This is a genomic window from Micromonospora sp. NBC_01740 (assembly GCF_035920365.1).
GTDB classification, from domain to species: Bacteria; Actinomycetota; Actinomycetes; order Mycobacteriales; family Micromonosporaceae; genus Micromonospora; species Micromonospora reichwaldensis.
Genome location: NZ_CP109150.1, coordinates 1507735 through 1525511, shown reverse-complemented (window position 1 = coordinate 1525511; position 17777 = coordinate 1507735). Strand labels below are relative to the sequence as shown.

15 protein-coding genes and 1 pseudogene are annotated in these 17777 nt (G+C 74.4%); 6 read left to right on the top strand and 10 right to left on the bottom strand.

Annotated elements, in window-relative coordinates; genetic code table 11:
* Positions 1-104 precede the first annotated feature (104 nt).
* The gene (locus OG989_RS07310) at positions 105-686 is read right to left on the bottom strand and encodes a YceI family protein (protein ID WP_151455975.1); all 582 of its coding nucleotides are present in this window, start codon (positions 684-686) and stop codon (positions 105-107) included.
* A 103-nt stretch (positions 687-789) separates the two neighbouring features.
* Here OG989_RS07310 and OG989_RS07305 point away from each other — a divergent pair, with 103 nt between their 5' ends.
* Positions 790-1299 (top strand): MarR family winged helix-turn-helix transcriptional regulator, encoded by a 510-nt coding sequence (locus OG989_RS07305; RefSeq protein WP_151455976.1) that lies wholly within the window; start codon positions 790-792, stop codon positions 1297-1299.
* Positions 1300-1600: 301 nt separating this feature from the next.
* On the opposite strand, the pseudogene OG989_RS07300 reads toward OG989_RS07305, so the two are convergent.
* From OG989_RS07300 to OG989_RS07290, 3 genes and pseudogenes are all read right to left on the bottom strand, one after another.
* Positions 1601-4195 (bottom strand): annotated as a pseudogene (locus tag OG989_RS07300) (ATP-binding protein); the annotation flags it as partial.
* 151 nt (positions 4196-4346) lie between these two features.
* Positions 4347-5501 (bottom strand): acyl-CoA dehydrogenase family protein, encoded by a 1155-nt coding sequence (locus tag OG989_RS07295; RefSeq protein ID WP_121397345.1) that lies wholly within the window; start codon positions 5499-5501, stop codon positions 4347-4349.
* Positions 5502-5607: 106 nt separating this feature from the next.
* Positions 5608-7140 carry an acyl-CoA carboxylase subunit beta gene (locus OG989_RS07290; RefSeq protein ID WP_151455978.1) on the bottom strand — a complete coding sequence of 511 codons (1533 nt, stop codon included), beginning with the start codon at positions 7138-7140 and terminating at the stop codon, positions 5608-5610.
* Between the two features lie 207 nt (positions 7141-7347).
* Between OG989_RS07290 and OG989_RS07285 the strand changes: the two genes are divergently transcribed.
* On the top strand, positions 7348-7908 hold the full coding sequence (locus tag OG989_RS07285; RefSeq protein ID WP_151455979.1) for a snapalysin family zinc-dependent metalloprotease: 561 nt from the start codon (positions 7348-7350) through the stop codon (positions 7906-7908).
* Between the two features lie 53 nt (positions 7909-7961).
* On the opposite strand, the gene OG989_RS07280 is transcribed toward OG989_RS07285, so the two are convergent.
* The 3 genes from OG989_RS07280 to OG989_RS07270 all read right to left on the bottom strand — a co-directional run bounded on the left by OG989_RS07280 (position 7962) and on the right by OG989_RS07270 (position 11144).
* Entirely contained in the window at positions 7962-8882 is a 921-nt protein-coding gene (locus OG989_RS07280) for a hydroxymethylglutaryl-CoA lyase (protein ID WP_425856994.1), read from the bottom strand.
* Positions 8883-9074: 192 nt separating this feature from the next.
* A complete protein-coding gene (locus OG989_RS07275) occupies positions 9075-10442 on the bottom strand; it encodes an acetyl-CoA carboxylase biotin carboxylase subunit (protein ID WP_327030061.1) in 1368 nt (455 codons plus the stop codon).
* Between the two features lie 78 nt (positions 10443-10520).
* Complete coding sequence (locus OG989_RS07270) at positions 10521-11144, bottom strand: TetR/AcrR family transcriptional regulator (protein WP_327030060.1); 624 nt, start codon at positions 11142-11144, stop codon at positions 10521-10523.
* Positions 11145-11276: 132 nt separating this feature from the next.
* Here OG989_RS07270 and OG989_RS07265 point away from each other — a divergent pair, with 132 nt between their 5' ends.
* Positions 11277-12539: an MFS transporter gene (locus OG989_RS07265; protein WP_327030059.1), complete on the top strand. Its 1263-nt coding sequence runs from the start codon at positions 11277-11279 to the stop codon at positions 12537-12539.
* Here the strand turns inward: OG989_RS07265 and OG989_RS07260 are convergent.
* On the bottom strand, positions 12433-12999 hold the full coding sequence (locus OG989_RS07260; protein WP_327030058.1) for a VanZ family protein: 567 nt from the start codon (positions 12997-12999) through the stop codon (positions 12433-12435). The genes OG989_RS07265 and OG989_RS07260 overlap by 107 nt on opposite strands.
* Positions 13000-13072: 73 nt before the next feature.
* Positions 13073-14236 carry an FAD-dependent oxidoreductase gene (locus OG989_RS07255; protein ID WP_327030057.1) on the bottom strand — a complete coding sequence of 388 codons (1164 nt, stop codon included), beginning with the start codon at positions 14234-14236 and terminating at the stop codon, positions 13073-13075.
* Between the two features lie 107 nt (positions 14237-14343).
* On the opposite strand from OG989_RS07255, the gene OG989_RS07250 reads away from it, so the two are divergent.
* The 3 genes from OG989_RS07250 (at position 14344) to OG989_RS07240 (ending at position 16804) form a co-directional block, all read left to right on the top strand.
* Positions 14344-14922, top strand: a complete 579-nt coding sequence (locus OG989_RS07250) for a TetR/AcrR family transcriptional regulator (protein ID WP_327030056.1) — start codon at positions 14344-14346, stop codon at positions 14920-14922.
* A 158-nt stretch (positions 14923-15080) separates the two neighbouring features.
* Entirely contained in the window at positions 15081-15626 is a 546-nt protein-coding gene (locus OG989_RS07245; RefSeq protein WP_151452784.1) for a SigE family RNA polymerase sigma factor, read from the top strand.
* Complete coding sequence (locus OG989_RS07240; RefSeq protein ID WP_327030055.1) at positions 15623-16804, top strand: hypothetical protein; 1182 nt, start codon at positions 15623-15625, stop codon at positions 16802-16804. Before OG989_RS07245 ends, OG989_RS07240 begins: the two co-directional genes overlap by 4 nt.
* A gap of 69 nt (positions 16805-16873) precedes the next feature.
* Here OG989_RS07240 and OG989_RS07235 read toward each other — a convergent pair whose 3' ends face one another.
* A complete protein-coding gene (locus tag OG989_RS07235; protein ID WP_327030054.1) occupies positions 16874-17776 on the bottom strand; it encodes a sulfurtransferase in 903 nt (300 codons plus the stop codon).
* Position 17777 lies beyond the last annotated feature (1 nt).

Sequence of the window (17777 nt, the reverse complement as noted above, 5' to 3'; positions counted from 1 at the left end):
CGAATGAGTCGTGACAAATCGCACCCGGTCGGTGACTTCCACCCTACGTACACGCGTCGGGCCCGCGCCGTGACGCGGCGCGGGCCCGGAAGCGGTACGGCGGATCAGGCCTGGCGGACGGCCTCGCCCTCGATCTCGATCTTGATCTTCTTGCCGACCAGCACGCCCCCGGTCTCCAGGGCGACGTTCCAGGTCAGGCCGAAGTCCTCACGGTCGATCTCGGTGGAGGCGGAGAAGCCGAAGATGTCCTGCCCGAACGGGCTGCGGCCCACGCCCTCGAACTCGACCTCCAGGTCGACCGGGCGGGTGACGCCCTTGATGGTCAGGTCGCCGGAGAGGACGAACTCGTTGCCGTCGCGGGACTTCACGGCCGTGCTGCGGAACTCCAGGGTCGGGAAGGCCTCGGCGTCGAGGAACTCGGGGCTGCGCAGGTGCGCGTCCCGGTCGGCCTGGTTGGTGTTGATGGTGGCCGCCTGGATGGTGGCGCTGACCGAGGACTGCATCGGGTCCTCGGCGACGGTGATGGTGGCGCTGGCGTCGGCGAACTCACCGCGTACCTTGCTGACCATCATGTGCCGGGCGACGAAGCCCACGCGCTTGTGCGCGGCGTCCAGCAGGTAGGTGCCGGCGGTCGGGATGGTGAGGCCGTCCCAGTCGCGGGTAACCGGTGCGGTGCTGCTGGTCATGAAGCTGCCCTCCGTGGGGGAAGTTGTTTAGTAGCCCAACGACTGTCGCAGCAACTATAGGCACAGCAATATTCCTCGTGTCAAGTACTGCTACGATGGGCGCGTGGACCAGAACGTGTTCGACGACCCCCGGATCACCGCTGTCGGCCTGCTCGTCGAGGCGCACGCCGGGCTCTCGGCCCGGTTCGCCGCCCAGTTCGAGGAGCACGGCCTCTCACCGGTCGAGTTCGAGGTGCTGACCAGACTCGCCCGCTCACCCGGCAACCAGTTGCGGATGACCGACCTCGCCGCCCAGACCTCGCTCTCGACGAGCGGCGTCACCCGCGTGGTGGACCGGATGGAACGCGACGGGCTGCTCACCCGCCGCGCCTGCCCCTCCGACCGGCGCAGCTCGTTCGCCGTGGTCACCGCCACCGGCCTGCAACGCCTCGACGAGACCCTGCCCGGGCACCTACGGATCATCGAGCAGTGGTTCACCGGCCAGCTCGAGCCGGCGGCCCTGGACGCCCTGCTCGACGGGCTGCGCCGGGTCCGGGACGCGGTGCACCCCGGCGCCACCGCCGGAAGCACCGGATCCGCCGCCGACTGCGACGAGACGGTCACGCCCTCCTGACCCGTTCCCGGGCCCGCTCGGCACCGGCAGAAAGAGCGGCAGAACTGCTGCGCCCACGGGACGATAGACGTTCAAACCGGACGGGACGGCGTGCGGGCGGTGGCTAGTCTTCGGGCAGTGGGGACGCACCGGGGGGTGATGGCGCGGGCGACGAGCGAGGGGTAGCAAGAGGGGCTTCGTCGCCCGCGTCACCCCCGGTCGCTCTGCGCAACGCCCTCCACTCGCTCTGCGCCACGCCCTCCACGCGACGACCGACGCCGTCGCCGACGGGCCACCCGTTCCGGCCCGCTCTCCACGGGCGCAGTTGCTCCTCCTCGTGCGGCAGCAGCCGGACACCGCTCTGCCGGCAGGCCCGGTCGAGACGGTCCAGCACGCCGGGGTCGCCCGAGCTGGCGGCCAGCCCCACCAGCGCCTCCACCACGTCACGCCGGTCCTGGCCGTCGACGCCCGCTTCCGCCGCCGCGGCGAACCACTCCGCCGCCAGCTCACGGTCGCCCCGGCACAGGGCCAGGTTCCCCTCGATCAGCGCGCAGATCCCGTCCTCCGGGCGTGCCCCGGGCGTCGGCGCACCCGGCAGGCGCCCGGGCGACCAGGCCTCCTCGGCGCGGGGCACCGGGGGCGGGCGCAGCTCGGCCAGCACCTCGGCCGCCTCGGCGGACCGGCCGTCGCGGGCCAGCGCCAGCCCCACCGTGCCGAGCACCCGGCGACGGTGGCCCGGGTCGCCGAGGTCCGCCAGCGCCGCCACCACCCGCCGGCCCTGGTCGACGGCGTCGGCGTAGCGGCCCTCCAGGCGGGACACCTCGGCGAGGTTGGCCCGCGCGAGCACCCGCAGCCGCTGCTCCCCGCCCTGCGCGGCGAGCCGGTCGACCGCGGCCAGCCGGCGCCGGGCGGCCGCCAGGTCACCTACCCGGATGTCGTGCCAGGCGAGGTTGTTCTGCGCCACCGTCATGTCGCGGGCCCGCCCGTGCCGGACGGCCAGCGCGAGCACCGCCTCGGCCTGCGTACGCGCCTCGTCGTGCTCGCCGAGGGCGATCAGCAGCGCGCAGAGCACCGAACGCGCCTCCAACTCCCCGGTGACGTCGCCCGCGTCCCGGAACGCGGCCAACGCCCGCCGCGCGGCCGGCAACTCCTCGGCCCCGGCGCCGTGCTCGGCGGCGAGCCGGGCCACCCCGAGGAACGCCCACGCCCGCAGCACCGGGTCGACATCGGCGGTACGCGGATCCGCCAGCAGGCGCCGGAGCCACTGCCTGCCGGGGACGTCGCGCCCCCGGAACCGCCACCACCGTGACAGCGACGCCGCCAACCGCAGTGCGGTCAACGGGTCGTCGACGGCGGCGTGCGCCAGGGCGGAGCTGATGTCGCCGGACACCTCGTCCAGGCGGTGCACCGCCGCCGGCAGGTTGGCCCCGACCAGCTCCGGCGCGGTCCGCGCCACCAGCCGGGCGACGACCTGCGCGTGCCGGCGCCGGATCGCGGTCAGCTCGCCCGCGCCGGTCGCCTGCTCCGCGGCGAAGTCCCGTACGGCGTCGAGCAGGCGGAACCGGAACGGCCCGGCGCCCCGAACGCTGAGCAGACCGAGCTCGACGAGCCGGTCGAGCAGCGGCACCGGGTCCACGACCACCGTCCCGTCCCGGTCGGCGGGATCGGCGAGCATCTCCTCGGCCAGCTCGACCGACCAGCGGTTGCCGAACGCGGCGAGCCGGCGCAACGCGGCCCGCTCGTCGGGGGCGAGGAGGCGGTAGCTGACGGCCACCGCGTCCCGCAGGGTCTCCGCCACCGCCGCCCGTGGGCTCTCCGGACGGCCCGGCTCCGTGCTGTCCCAGCCCGGCCGCCCGGCCGCCCCCGACGAGGTGGTCAGGTCGAGGACGCGGTCGCCGTACCGGTCGAGCAGCTCGTTGAGGTCGAGGATCCGGCCCCGGGCCGCCATCAGCTCGATGGCGAGCGGGAGCCCGCCCAGGCGGCGTACCAGGGCGGCGAGGGCGGGCAGCTCGGCGGGACCGGGCGGCTCCCGGCGGACCTGGGCGAGCCGGGCGGTGAAGAGAGCCACGGCGGGATAGTCGGCCAGCGCCGCCGGGCCCTCCCGCTCGCTGCCCGGCGGCGGTACGTCGAGCGGGGCGACCGGCCACACCCGCTCCCCGGGCAGGCCGACCGGGTGCCGGCCGGTGACCAGCACCCGCAGCGACGGCACCGCCCCGGCGAGCCGGTGCACCGTCTCGGCGACCGCGTCGGGAGCCCGCTCGGCCGCGTCCACGAGCAGCAGCGCCGGCCGGCCGGCGAGGCGGGCGCTCAGCTCGGGCAGCCGGGCGACACCGAAGACGGCGACCGAGGCGGAGAGCACGTCGGCCGCGTCCGAGCCCTCGCCGATGAGCACTCCGGCCGCCCCGCCGGGATGGTCGTCGGCGACCGCGTGGACCACCGAGAGGGCCAGCGCGGTCTTGCCCACGCCGGCCAGCCCGACCAGGCTGGCCAGCCGGGGCCCGCGCCCGTCGGTGAACAACCCGACCAGCTCGGTCAGGTCACGGTCCCGGCCGACCAGCGCGACCGGGGGCGGGAGCGCGGCCGGCGTACCGGCGTGGTGGTCGAGGTCGACGCGGGCCGGCGGGGCACCGCGGGTGGTGGCCGGCGCGGCGGCCGGGACCGGCCCCCGGGCGGCGGCCAGGAACGTCGACCGGACGGCTCCGGCCAGCTCCAGCGCGCCGGCGAGCAGCTCGACCGTGGTGCGCTGCGGCCGGGACGAGCGGCCCCGCTCCAGGTCGCGGACGGTCCGGATGCCCACACCGGCCCGGCCCGCCAGCTCGGCCTGGGTCAGGCCGGCGGCGAGCCGGTGCCCGCGCAACAGCTCCGGCAGCCCGGCACGACCGCCCGGATGCGGCGAACGATCATGATCCGGCGTCATGGGCAGGAAGGGTACGGACGGGGTACGACCGACGGCAGCCGAGCGTCGCCCTGCCGACGCCCCGGCGCGGATATCCGACAGCGGACCGGTCACACCGGGCGGGCCCGGTGGCGCGGAGTCGACTGCCTCGACGCCAGCGGACCCGTCGCCGTCACATGCCCAGATCGCGCGCGATGATCATGCGCTGCACCTCGGACGTGCCCTCGCCGATCTCCAGGATCTTGGAGTCGCGCCAGAAGCGGGCCACCGGGTACTCGTTCATGAAGCCGTAGCCACCGTGGATCTGGGTGGCCTCGCGGGCGTTGTCCACGGCGATGGTGCTGGCGTGCAGCTTGGCGATGGCGGCCTGCCGCTTGAACGGCTCGCCGGCGAGCATTCGCGCCGCCGCGTCGTAGTAGGCCAGCCGGGCGGTGTGCGCCTTCATCTCCATGTCGGCGATCTTGAACTGGATCGCCTGGTAGTTGCCGATCGGCTGGCCGAACGCCTGGCGTTCCTTCGCGTACCGGATCGACTCGTCGACGCAGCCCTGGGCGAGGCCGACGGCCAGGGCGGCGATGGCGATCCGCCCCTCGTCGAGGATGCGCAGGAACTGGGCGAAGCCCCGGCCGCGCTCGCCGAGCAGGTTCGCGGCCGGCACCCGGCAGTCGTCGAAGGTCAGCTCGTGGGTGTCCGAGGCGTTCCAGCCGACCTTCGAGTAGCCCGGCGCGACGGTGAAGCCCGGCGTACCCGAGGGGACGATGATGGTGGACAGCTCCTTGGCGCCGTCCGGGCGGGTGCCGGTGACCGCGGTGACGGTGACCAGCGCCGTGATGTCGGTGCCCGAGTTGGTGATGAACGCCTTGGAGCCGTTGATCACCCACTCGTCCGTCGACTCGTCGAGCACCGCGCGGGTCTGAGTGCCGCCGGCGTCCGATCCGGTGCCCGGCTCGGTCAGCCCGAAGCCGGCCAGCGCCTCGCCGCTGAGCAGCTTCGGCAGCCACGTCGCCTTCTGCTCGTCGGTGCCGAAGCGGTAGATCGGCATCGCGCCCAGCGAGACCGCCGCCTCCAGGGTGATGGCGACGCTGGAGTCGACCCGGGCCAGCTCCTCCAGGGCGAGGCAGAGTGCGAAGTAGTCGCCGCCCATGCCGCCGTGCTCCTCCGCGAAGGGCAGGCCGAACAGACCCATCTTGCCCATCTGCCGGATCACCTCGTACGGGAAGGTGTGCTTCTCGTAGTGCTCCGCGATGACCGGGGCGACCACCTCGCGCGCGAATTCCCGCACGCTCTCCCGCAGCGCCTCTTGCTCCTCGGTGAGCCGGAAGTCCATGGAATCCTCCTGTGTGGATGGGCCGCCGGGCGCTCGTGACGCCGGGAACGGACGGGTCGCTGGTGCGGTGCGGGCCCGCGCCGGCCGGGTGGGGCCGGCGGCGGGATCAGACCGGGGTGACGCCGTGCCGGCGCCGGGAGAAGTGCCGCTCCTTCGTGCGGGCGGCGGCGAACCGGCGGACCAGCTCCGCGCGCAGCTCGTGCGGCTCGACGATCGCGTCGACGACCAGCTCGCTGGCGAGCCGGACCACGTCGATGTCGCGCTCGTACTCCTCGCGCTTCGCGGCGACGAACGCGGCCCGCTCGGTCTCGTCCCCGATCGCGGCGATCTTGTTCGCGTAGACCGCGTTGACCGCCGCCTCCGCGCCCATCACGGCGATCTTGGCGGTGGGCAGCGCGATCGTGGCCTCCGGCTCGAAGCCGGGACCGGCCATCGCGTAGAGGCCGGCGCCGTACGCCTTGCGGACCACCACGCAGATCTTGGGTACGGTCGCCTCCGAGATCGCGGTGATCATCTTGGCGCCGTGCCGGATGATGCCCTGCTTCTCCACCGCGCTGCCGACCATGAACCCGGGCACGTCGGAGAGGAAGAGCAGCGGCACGTTGAACGCGTCGCAGAGCTGCACGAAGCGGGTGGCCTTGTCGGCCGAGTCGACGAAGAGGACCCCGCCCTTGAACATCGAGTTGTTGCCGACCACGCCGACGACCTCGCCGTTGAGCCGGCCGAAGCCGATGGTCAGCTCCTTGGCCCAGAGCGCCTGGATCTCGAAGAAGGAGCCGTCGTCGAGCAGGCCCTTGACGTACCGCCGCATGTCGAACGCCTGCCGCTCGCTTGCCGGCACCAGCGCGGCCAGGTCGGCCTTCTCCGGCGCCGCGACGGCGGGCACGGCCGGCGGGGCCTGCGTCCAGTTGGTCGGGAGGTACGACAGGTAGCGCCGCACCACGTCGAGCGCGTCGGCCTCGGTCTTGCAGAGGAAGTGCCCGACGCCCGACTCGGCGCAGTGCACCTTGGCGCCGCCCATGGCCTCCAGCGTGGTCTTCTCGCCGGTGACCATCTCGACCATCCGGTCGGAGCCGAGGTACATGCTGGCGTTGCCGTCGACCATGGCGACCACGTCGCAGAACGCCGGGATGTACGCCCCGCCGGCCGCGCTCGGCCCGAACAGGGCGCAGACCTGCGGGATGGAGCCGGAGGCGCGGACCTGGTTCCAGAAGATCTTGCCGGCGCCGCGGCGGCCGGGGAAGAGGTCGACCTGGTCGGTGATCCGGGCGCCGGCCGAGTCGACCAGGTAGACCATCGGCACGCTTGTCGAGTAGGCCCGCTCGATGATCCGGATGATCTTCTCGACGGTGCGGGCGCCCCAGCTGCCGGCCTTGACCGTGGAGTCGTTCGCCATCAGGCAGACCGGGCGGCCGTCGATGGTGGCGGTGCCGGTCACCACGCCGTCGGCGGGGAGGCCCTCGGCCATCGCGTTGGCGTAGAGGCCGTCCTCGACGAAGGAGCCCTCGTCGACCAGGAGCGCGACCCGCTCCCGGGCGAAGAGCTTGCCCTTGGCGGCGTTCGCCGCGTGGTACTTGTCCGCACCGCCGGCCCGGGCCCGCTTGCGCAGCTGCTCCAGTGCCTCACCGTCGAGCGTCACGCCGACTCCCTCGCCACCTGAGCCGGTCACCTCGCGGGCGGACCGACTGACCTGAACGATCGTTAGGCTAGCGCATCCCCCCACCCCCCGGCGACCCACGGCCGACGGAGGAGACGCCACCCGGCCGCACCCGGCCGATAGGCATTGAAAATCATGAATTTATAGGGCTACGCTCCTGACACCCCTCCTCCCGGATTGGAGTCAACGATGACCTCACGGCTCAACCGGCTCGCGGTCGCGTTCGTCGCGACGGCACTGGCCACCCTCGGCGTCACGGTCGCCAACCCGTCACCCGCCTCCGCCGCCATGACCATCTGCTACAACACCAGCCAGGCGGGGAGCTTCGCCGGCACCGCCAACCAGGCCGCCTCGATCTGGAACAACGCCACGTCGAACCTGACGCTCACGGCGAACTGCGGCTCCAACCTGCGGATCTACCAGATCACCGGCGGCGGCTCGTACGCCGTCCGGACCAGCCTCGGCAACGGGCGGGTCTACATCGACACCCAGCAGGCCCAGCAGTACAGCCCGCTGCGGATCATGACCCACGAGATCGGGCACATCCTCGGCCTGCCCGACAACTACAACGGCAACTGCGCGCTGCTGATGTCCGGCGGCAGCGCCGGCACCAGCTGCACCAACCCGTACCCGAGCACCACCGAGGCGAACCGGGTCACCAACCTCTTCGCCGGCACCCTCAGCACCAACCGCGCCGGGTCGCAGATCTTCCAGGACAGCTGGCCGAGCATGCTCACCACGGTGGGCTGACCGACCGGGCATGACGGAGGGGCCGGCGTCGTGCCGGCCCCTCCCGCGTGTGGTCAGCCCGGCAGCGGCGTCAGCCGGGTACGCGGCCCGGCGCGGAGCACCCCCGACGGGAGCCGCTTGCCGACCAGCTCCTCGGCCAGCTCGGCCACCTCGACCAGGGCGTCCAGGTCGATGCCGGTGTCGACGCCCATGTCGTGCAGCATGTGCACCGCCTCCTCGGTGGCCAGGTTGCCGCTGGCCCCCGGCGCGTACGGGCAGCCGCCGAGGCCGCCGACGCTGGCGTCGAACTCGGTCACGCCCAGCTCCAGCGCGGTGAGCATGTTGGCCAGCGCGGTGCCCCGGGTGTTGTGGAAGTGCAGCAGCACGGGGACGTGCGCGTTGCGGTCGCGTACCGCCGTCAGCAGCTCGCGGACCCGTCGGGGCGTACCCATGCCGGTGGTGTCGCCGAAGGCCACCCGGTCGGCGCCGTCGCGGACCACCCGGTCCACGATGGCGGCCACCCGGGCCGGGTCGGTGTCCCCCTCGTACGGGCAGCCGAAGCTGGTCGCCACGATCACCTCGGCCTGCGCGCCGGCGCCGTGCAGCAGGTCGATCAACTCGGCGATGTCGTCCAGCGACTCGTCGGTGGAGCGGTTGACGTTGCGCCGGTTGTGCGTGTCGCTGGCCGAAACCACCACCTCGATCTCGGTGAAGCCGGCGGCCAGGGCCCGCTGCGCGCCCCGGGTGTTCGGCACCAGCGCCGAGTAGCGCACGCCGTCGGCCTTCGCGGCCCGCTGCCACACCTCGTCGGCGTCGGCCATCTGCGGGATCGCCTTCGGGTGCACGAACGAGACGGCCTCGATCCGCTGCACGCCGGTGCCGGAGAGGGCGTCGAGCAGCCGCACCTTGGCCTCGGTCGGGATCGGCTCCTCGTTCTGGAGCCCGTCGCGCGGCCCGACCTCCCGGATCGACACGGAGTTCGGCATTTCCGCCATAAGGGGTCACCTCACTGTGACGCAGAGCTGTTCTGTCCCCTCCAGCCTCCCACCCCCTCCACCGCCCCATCCCGGTTGATCATGAAGTTATCGCCACGACACGCCGCAGCCGAGGGCAACAACTTCATGATCAACCGGGCGGGGGACCCGGGCGGACCGGGGTGGGGTGGGGGGTGGGGGGCAGGGTGGGGGTCAGCGCATTCGGGTGACGATGGCCGTGTCGTAGTCGCCGGAGAGGAATTCCTCGTTCTCCAGGAGTTCGGCGAAGAAGGGGAGGTTGTTCTTCGGGCCGGCCAGCTGGAAGGCGGCCACCGCCGCCTTCGCGCGCTCGATCGCCTCGGCGCGGGTGGCGCCGCTGACGATGAGCTTGGCCATCAGGCTGTCGTAGAACGGGGTGACCGTGTTGCCCTCGACGTAGCCCGAGTCCACCCGGACGCCCTCGCCGGTCGGCTCCACCCAGGTCTTGATCACGCCGGGGCCGGGCAGGAAGCGCTTCGGGTCCTCGGCGTTGATCCGCAGCTCGATGGCGTGCCCGCGCGGGGCGAGCGCGTCCGGGTCGAAGGTGGGCGCCAGGCCGGCGGCCACCCGCAGCTGCTCCTCGACCAGGTCGACGCCGTAGACCAGCTCGGTGACCGGGTGCTCCACCTGAAGCCGCGTGTTCATCTCCAGGAAGTAGAACTCTTCGGAAGCCGGGCCGTCACCGCTGGCGTCCCGCTGGCGCGGGACCAGCAGGCACTCGACCGTGCCCGCGTTGCGGTAGCCCACCGCCTCGCCGGCACGCACGGCGGCGGCCAGGATGCGCTCGCGCAGCTCCGGGGAGACCGCCGGCGACGGCGACTCCTCGACCAGCTTCTGGTTGCGCCGCTGCACCGAGCACTCCCGCTCGCCGAGGGCGATCACCCGGCCGTCGGCCAGGCCGAGGATCTGCACCTCGACGTGGCGCACCCGGGGGAAGTACCGCTCGATCAGCACCGAGCCGTCGCCGAACATGCGCTCGGCGAAGGAGCGCACCTTGTCGTACTCGGTGCGCAGCGCGGCCTCCTCGGTCGCCACGCCCATGCCCATGCCGCCGCCACCGGCCGCGGCCTTGACCATCACCGGGTAGCCGATCTCCGCCGCCGCGACGACCGCCGCGTCGAGGTCGGCCGCCGGGTCGGTGGTGCCGGGCGCGACCGGCACGCCGGCCGCCGCCATCAGGTTCCGGGCGTTGATCTTGTCGCCCATCGCGGTGATCGCGTCCGCGCCGGGCCCGACCCAGATCAGCCCGCTCGCCTCGACGGTACGGGCGAAGTCGGCGTTCTCCGACAGGAAGCCGTAGCCGGGGTGGATCGCCTGCGCGCCGGTCGACTTGGCGGCGGCGAGGATGGCCTCGACGTTGCGGTAGCTCTGGGCCGGGTTGGCCGGGCCCACGCACACCGCCTCGTCGGCCTCCGTCACGAACGGCAGGCCGGCGTCGGCCTCCGAGTGCACCGCGATCGCGCGGATGCCGAGCCGCCTGGCGGTCCGGATGATCCGGCGGGCGATCTCGCCCCGGTTGGCGACCAGCAGCGACTCGATCATGTTTCCCTCCAGCGTCCGGGGGTGGGGACGGGTGCTAGGGAACCACGGCCGGAACGTTACTGACGAGTTGCCCCCGGTTCAGGAACCGGGGTGGGCCAGGAGGGCGGCCAGGGTGGCGGCGCGGAGCAGCTCGGCCCGGCGGCGCCGGTCCACCTCGCCGCCCAGGAACGGCGTCGAGTTCATCAGGCCGAACGCGGCGTGGGCCAGCACCCGCGCCTCGCCGTCGGGCATGCCCGGGTGCAGCGTGGTCAGCACCGTCACCCACTGTTCGACGTAGAGCCGCTGGAGCCGGCGGATCCGGCGGCGCGGCTCGTCGGGGAGGCGGTCCAGCTCGTGCAGGTGCAGGGCGATCACCGCCGGGTTGGCCAGCGCGAAGTCGACGTGGAAGTCGATCAGCGACTCCAGCGCGCCGCGCGGGTCGTCGGGGTGGCCGGCGGACCGCTGCTGGCCGCCGGCCAGCAGTTCCTCGCTGACCGGGATCAGCGCGGCGACCAGCATGGCCTCCTTGCCCGCGAAGTGGTGGTAGAGCGCCGGGCCGGTGACCCCGGCGGCCGCGCCGATGTCGTCCATCGAGACGCCGTGGTAGCCCCGGGACGCGAAGAGGCCGACCGCGATCTCCAGGATCTCGTCCTTGCGGGACCGGCGCCGGGCCGACCCCGCGGCACCGTTCGCCCTGCCCCGTGCCTGCTGCTCGACCGTCACCGGGCAAGCGTAGACCTCGACCGGCCCGGCGTGGAGCCTCCGCTACCCGTCGGTTGGCTCACGTCCGCCGCCCGGGACGCCAGGTCCGGGCCCCTTGACCCTCGACCCGGTCGAGCCCGAAGGGTCGCCGGCATGACCGCACCCCCGCTCGGCCGCGACTACCGACTGCTCTGGTCCGCCGCCGTGTCCTCGCGCCTGGGCGACGCCCTGCGTACGCCGGCACTGGCGCTGCTGGCCGCGACGCTGACCCGCGACCCCCGGGTGATCGCGGCGGTGACCGTGGCCGGGCAGCTCCCGCCGCTGCTGTTCGGCCTGCTCGGCGGCGTGTACGCGGACCGCTGGGACCGCCGCCGGACGATGGCGGTGGTGGACGGCCTGCGCGCCGCCGTGATCGGTGCCCTCGCCCTCGCGGTCGCCCTCGACCGGGCCGGCGTCGCCGCGCTGGTGACCGTGGCCTTCCTGCTCGCCGCGCTCGGCACCCTCTTCGACGCCGCCTCGTTCGCGATGCTCCCGTCCGTGGTGCCGCCGGCCGCGCTGCCCCGAGCCAACGGCCGCCTCCAGGCCGGCTCGGCGGTGGCGGGCGGCTTCCTCGGCGCCCCGGCCGCCGGCGTGCTCTTCGCCCTGGCCGCCCCGCTGCCGTTCGCCGTGGACGCCCTCACCTTCCTCTGCGCCGCCCTGCTGACCCTCGCCCTTCGTCCCGTCCCGCCCCGCCCCCGCGCGAGCCCCGGGCGGCGGTCGGTGTGGCGGGAGGGCGTCGAGGGGGTGCGATGGGTGCGCGGGGACGCGATGCTGTGGCGGCTGACCGTGGCGACCGCCGGGAGCAACCTGGCGATCAGCGGGCTGATGGCGGTGCTGGTGCTCTACGCGCTCGACGTGCTGCGGGTGCCGCCGGCCGGGTACGGGCTGTTCGCCGCGGGGGCGGTCCTCGGCGGGCTCGCCGGTGGGCTAGGGGCGGGTCGGTTGGCCGCCCGGCTCGGCACGGTGCCCGCGTTGCGCGTCGTGCTCGCCGGCCAGGCCGTCGCGCTGACCGGGCTGGCGCTGGCCCGGCACCCGGTGCCCGGCGGGCTGGCGCTGGCCGTGTTCGCCGCCGGCACCACGGTGTGGAACGGCCTGTGGGTTTCGTACGGGCAGCGCCACGTGCCGCCCGCCCTGCTCGGCCGGGTGGGCGCCGCCCAGCGGATGGTCGGCCTGCTCACCGCGCCGGTCGGGGCGGCCCTCGCGGGCATGGCCGGCGCGGCGTACGGGGTGGGACCGGTGGCGGCGGCGGTGGCCGGGGTCTTCGTGCTGGTCACCCTCGCGGCGTGGCGGACGCTGCGACCGGCCGCGCCGGCACCGGCCGCCGGGCCCACCAGCGTCGCGACAGCAGCCCGGCCAGGGCGGCGCCCGTCGCGTTGAGCAGCACGTCGTCGGCCGAGGAGACCCGGCCGAGGTCGAGCGCGTACTGGAGGGACTCGACCAGCACGGAACCGGCCGCCCCGAGCAGGAACAGCCGGCCGACGCCGGCGAGCGCGGCCAGGCGTACCGGGGCGAAGAAGCCCAGCGCGGCGAAGACCAGCAGGTTGCCGACGACCTGGACCACGGCGGTCGCCGGCGGCCCGGTCAGCAGGTCGGCCAGGTCGCGCAGCGGCACCGGGTCGACCTGCCGGGGCGCGGGCCGGGGGGTGAGGATCATCCACACCCACGGCAGGGTGCCGGCCACCGCGCCCACCTCGGCGACGCTGCGCCGCCACGACTCCCCGACCGTCGCGGCGTCGCGCCGGTGGCGCGCCAGCACGGCGGTGAGGAGGGCCAGCAGGGGCAGCCCGGCGGCCACGGCGAGCAGCACGCCACCCCAGTCACGCCAGACCTGACCCACCGGGGCAGCCTAGCCGCGCGCCCCGTCGCGCCTGATCCACCGGGCGGCCTGGCCGCGCGATCCGCCGGGCAGGTCAGCCGCGCGTCCCGTCGCGGTGGTGCAGGCCGGAGAGGCGCATCGCGATCCGGTGCCGGGCCGGCGGCACGGCGCCGAGCAGGCGGAACAGCAGGTTCCGGGCCGGCCGGGCGGCCGGTGGCAGGGTGGCGAGCCGGGTCAGCCGGGCGGCGAGGGACACCACCTCCCCGGCCATCGGGCGGCGCCGGGCCGCGTACGCGGCGAGCAGCCCGTCGGGCGCGCCGGCCAGCACGTCGGCGAGCGTGTCACCGAGGTCGACCGCGTCCACGATGCCGAGGTTCATCCCCTGCCCGCCCGCGGGGCTGTGCACGTGCCCGGCGTCGCCGGCGAGCAGCACCGGCCCCTTGCGGAAGGTGTCGGCGATCCGGTGGTGGATCCGGAACCGGGAGCCCCAGAGCACCTCCGTCACCCGGTCGGGGCGGCGGGCCGGCCCGCGCTCGTCGAGCAGCGCCTGGAGGTGGGCCTGGTCGGGCGCGGCCGGAGCCTCCGCCACGGCCGCGACCAGCCGGACCACCCCGTCGGGCAGCGGCGCCCAGACCAGCGGGCCGGAGCGGGCCAGGAAGAGGGACACCCGGTCGCGGGGCAGCGCGCTCTCCAGTCGGACGTCGGCGAGGACGAACGACTCCTCGCCGCCGGCCGGGCCGGCGAAGCCGATCCCGGCCCGCTCCCGAACCGTGCTGTGCATCCCGTCGGCGCCGACCAGGTAGCGGGCCCGGACCGTCGCGCCGCCCGCGAAGTTGACGACCACGCCGGCCGCGTCGGGGGCCAGCCCGGTCATCTCGTACGGGCGCAGCACCGGGACGCCGAGCGCGGCGAGCTGCCCGGCGAGCACCTCCTCCGTGACCGACTGGGACACCATCAACGCGTAGGCGTGCCGGGAGGGCAGCGTGTCGAACGGCACGGTGAGCAGCGCCCGGTCGCGGTCGCGGACCGTGAAGCCCGGCGACCGCAGGCCGCGCGCCACCAGCGGGGCGCCGGCGCCGATCCGGTCCAGCGTCTCCAGGGTGTACGCGTGCACCACCGCCGCCCGGGAGGTCCGCGCCGGCCGGTCCAGCCGGTCGACCACGGTCACGCCGACCCCGCGCCGGGCGAGGGTCAGCGCGGCGGTCAGCCCGGTCGGGCCGGCACCCACCACCAGGACGTCCGTGCTCGTGGGCAGCATCGCCGACCTCCGTCAGTTAATGCCAACGTCTGTTGGCAAACGCTTGTTGGCAACGGTAGTTCTCCCGGCACTGGAGTGTCAACAGGCGTTGGCATACGGTCGTGGGCATGACCGACGCCGCGCCGACCCGTACCCGCCGCTCCGACGCCACCCGGGCGGCGATCCTCCGCGCCGCCCGCGAACGCTTCGCCGCCGACGGCTACGACCGGGCGACCATCCGGGCCATCGCGGCGGACGCGCGGATCGACCCGTCGATGGTGATGCGCTACTACGGCAGCAAGGAGGGGCTCTTCGCGGCGGCGGCCGAGTTCGACCTGCGGCTGCCCGAGCTGGCCGACACGCCACCCGAGCGGCTCGGCGAGCTGCTGGTCCGGCACTTCGTCGACCGGTGGGAGACCGACGGGACGATGGCCGCGCTGCTGCGTACGGCCGCCACCAACCACGCCGCCGCCGAGCGGATGCGGGGCATCTTCGCCGACCAGCTCACCACGGCGGTGGCCCGGGTCGTCCCGGAACCGGCGCAGGCCCCCCGGCGGGCGGGGCTGGTCGCCAGCCAGATGCTCGGCCTGGCGCTGACCCGGTACGTGCTCCGGCTGCCCCCGGTGGTCGACGCCGACCCGGCCGAGCTGGTCGCCTGGGTCGCGCCGACCGTCCAGCGCTACCTGTGCGGCGCGCCCGACGCCTGACCGGGCGCCGCCCATCAGCGCGGGATCCGGGGCGTGACCGTCGGTACCGCGTCAGTCGCGCCGCCGCCGTCCGGATTCCGGCAAACGGCCACCCAACCTTCTCCGGCCCCGGTGCGTCTGTCTTGTGACACGCGACGGCCGGCCGGAGGGGAGGGCGGATGGGACCGCCGACGACCGACGACGGGCGGGACGGCTACGTCACCTTCGTCGAGTGCCACCAGCACCGGCTGCTGCGCGCGGCCTACCTGGTCTGCGGCAACCGGCACCAGGCCGAGGACCTGCTCCAGGACGCCCTGCTCAAGCTCGCCCTGCGCTGGCCCTCGGTGCGGCACGGCGACCCGGCCGCGTACGTGCGGACCATCCTCTACCGCGACGCCGTCTCCTGGTGGCGCCGACGCCGCCGGGAGTGGCTGAGCGAGTACCCGCCGGAGCGGGCCACGACCGAGGGCGACGGGGCGCTGCGGCTCGCGCTGCGCGACGCGCTCGGTCACCTGCCGCCCCGGCAGCGGGCCGTGCTGGTGCTGCGCTACTTCGAGGATCTCACCGAGGCCGCCACCGCCGAGGCGCTCGGCGTCACCGTCGGCACCGTCAAGAGCCAGTGCCACGCGGCGCTGCGCCGGCTCCGGGAGATCGCGCCGGAGCTGGGACGCGACGAGGGGCGGCCCGGCGGCGGCCTGGTCACCGGAATGGAGGTGAACCCGTGAGGGAAGAGGAACTGCACCGGCTGCTCACCGTCGCCGCCGAGGACGTCCGGCCGGCGCACCCCGCCACGACCGGCTGGGAACGGGCCCGCCGGGTACGTCGTACCCGCCGTGCCGCCAGCGCCACCGTGCTCGCGGTCGCCCTGCTCACCGGCGGTACGGCACTGGCCCTGCGCCCCGCCGCGCCGCCACCACCGGCCACCACCGCGACACCGGGCCGGAACCCGACCCCGCACCCCGTACCCGTGCAGACGCCCCCGGCCGACCTGGCCTATCCCGGGCACCCGCTGGGTCGCCTCGGCGACCCGGTCGGCGCGACGCTCTCGGCCCGCCCGGTACGCAAGGCGCTGGCGCTGCACCAGCCGATCGACCCCGGGACCGGCGTCGCCGGCCGGATCCGGGTGCTCGGCGACGACGGCGTCGTACGCGACCTCGACGTGGTCACCCCCGCCCCGACCCGCGACTCCGAGGGCAACGAGGCGGTGCCGCTGAAGAGCGGAAGCCTCTCCCCGGACGGACGGACGGCCGCCTTCGCCCAGACCGACGAGGTGATCGTGGTCGACCTGACCACCGCCGCCGTACGCCGCCACCCGCTCAAGGGTTACCTGGAGCACGTCCTCTGGTCCGGCGACCGGCTGCTCGTCGGCGACGACGACACCACGTACGAGCTGGACCGTGGCACGGGCGCCGCCCGGAAGCTGCCCGTGTCTCCCTGGGACGCGGTCACGCCCGACCCGGCGGCCCCGCCCAACGTCCCGCTCGAACTGGGCGGCACGCCGCCGAACCTGACGGAGATCCGGTGGAGCCACGACGAGACGTACCGGAGCATCCGCCGGGTCGACTTCCGCGCGCTACCGCCCGGTCACCGGGTCGACGAGTTCTACGGGCGGGGCTGGCAGCGCGGAAACCGGGTGACTCGCGCCGGCTGGATCACCACCGGCACGATGGGCGGGCTGGAGGGCGTCGCGCTGCTGAACGCCGACACCGGCATCGTGACCCATCTGCTCGACCTTGGCCGGGACCGCTGGAAGGGCTGCTGCGAGGTGCTCGGCTGGGACTCCGACGGCGCGGTGCTGCTGCGCCACAACCCGGGCGGACTGCTGCGCTGGCGGCCGGAGACCCGCGAGATCACGGGCGTGACGCGGAACCTGTTCGGGGCGGTGTCGCTCTCCGCCGGCTGACCTGTCCCGTACCACGGCAGGGCCGATCCCCGTGCGACCGTGGCGGGCGCGCGGGGACCGGCCAACGCGTCAGCCCGCCAGGCCGCCGGGCTGGTCGCCCTTCACGACGGGGGCCCGGACCAGGTTGCCCCACTCGGTCCACGAGCCGTCGTAGTTGCGCACCTGCGGGTAGCCCAGCAGGTGCCGCAGCACGAACCAGGTGTGGCTCGACCGCTCGCCGATGCGGCAGTAGGCCACGATGTCGTCGTCCGGGCTCAGCCCGAGCTGGTCGGCGTAGATCGCGCGCAGCTCGTCCGCCGACCTGAACGTGCCGTCGTCGTTGGCGGCGGACTTCCACGGCTTGCTGACCGCGCCCGGGATGTGCCCGCCGCGCAGCGCGCCCTCCTGCGGGTAGTCCGGCATGTGCAGCATCTCGCCGGTGTACTCGCCCGGCGACCGGACGTCGACCAGCGGACGGCCCGCCGCCACGTGCGCCATCACCTGCTCGCGGTACGCCCGCACGGGCGCGTCGTTGCGCTGCGGCACCGGATAGTCGGCGCGGGGCCGGGCCGGCTTGTCCCGGGTCGTCTCGCGGCCCTCGGCGACCCACTTCTGCCGGCCGCCGTCGAGCAGCCGCACGTCCGGGTGGCCGAAGAGCGTGAACACCCACAGGGCGTACGCGGCCCACCAGTTGAAGTTGTCGCCGTAGAAGACGACCGTGTCGCCCCGGCCGATGCCCTTCGCGGCGCACAACTCGGCGAAGCGCTCGGCGTCCAGGTAGTCCCGGGTCACCTGGTCGTTCAGCTCGGTGTGCCAGTCCACCTTCACGGCACCCGGGATGTGGCCGGTGTCGTAGAGCAGCACGTCCTCGTCGCACTCAACGACGACGAGCCCTTCGTCGCCCAGGTGCTCGGCCAACCATTCGGTGGTGACCAACCGCTGCGGGTCCGCGTACGACTGGAGTCGGGGATCGGGATCGCTCGGCACAGACATG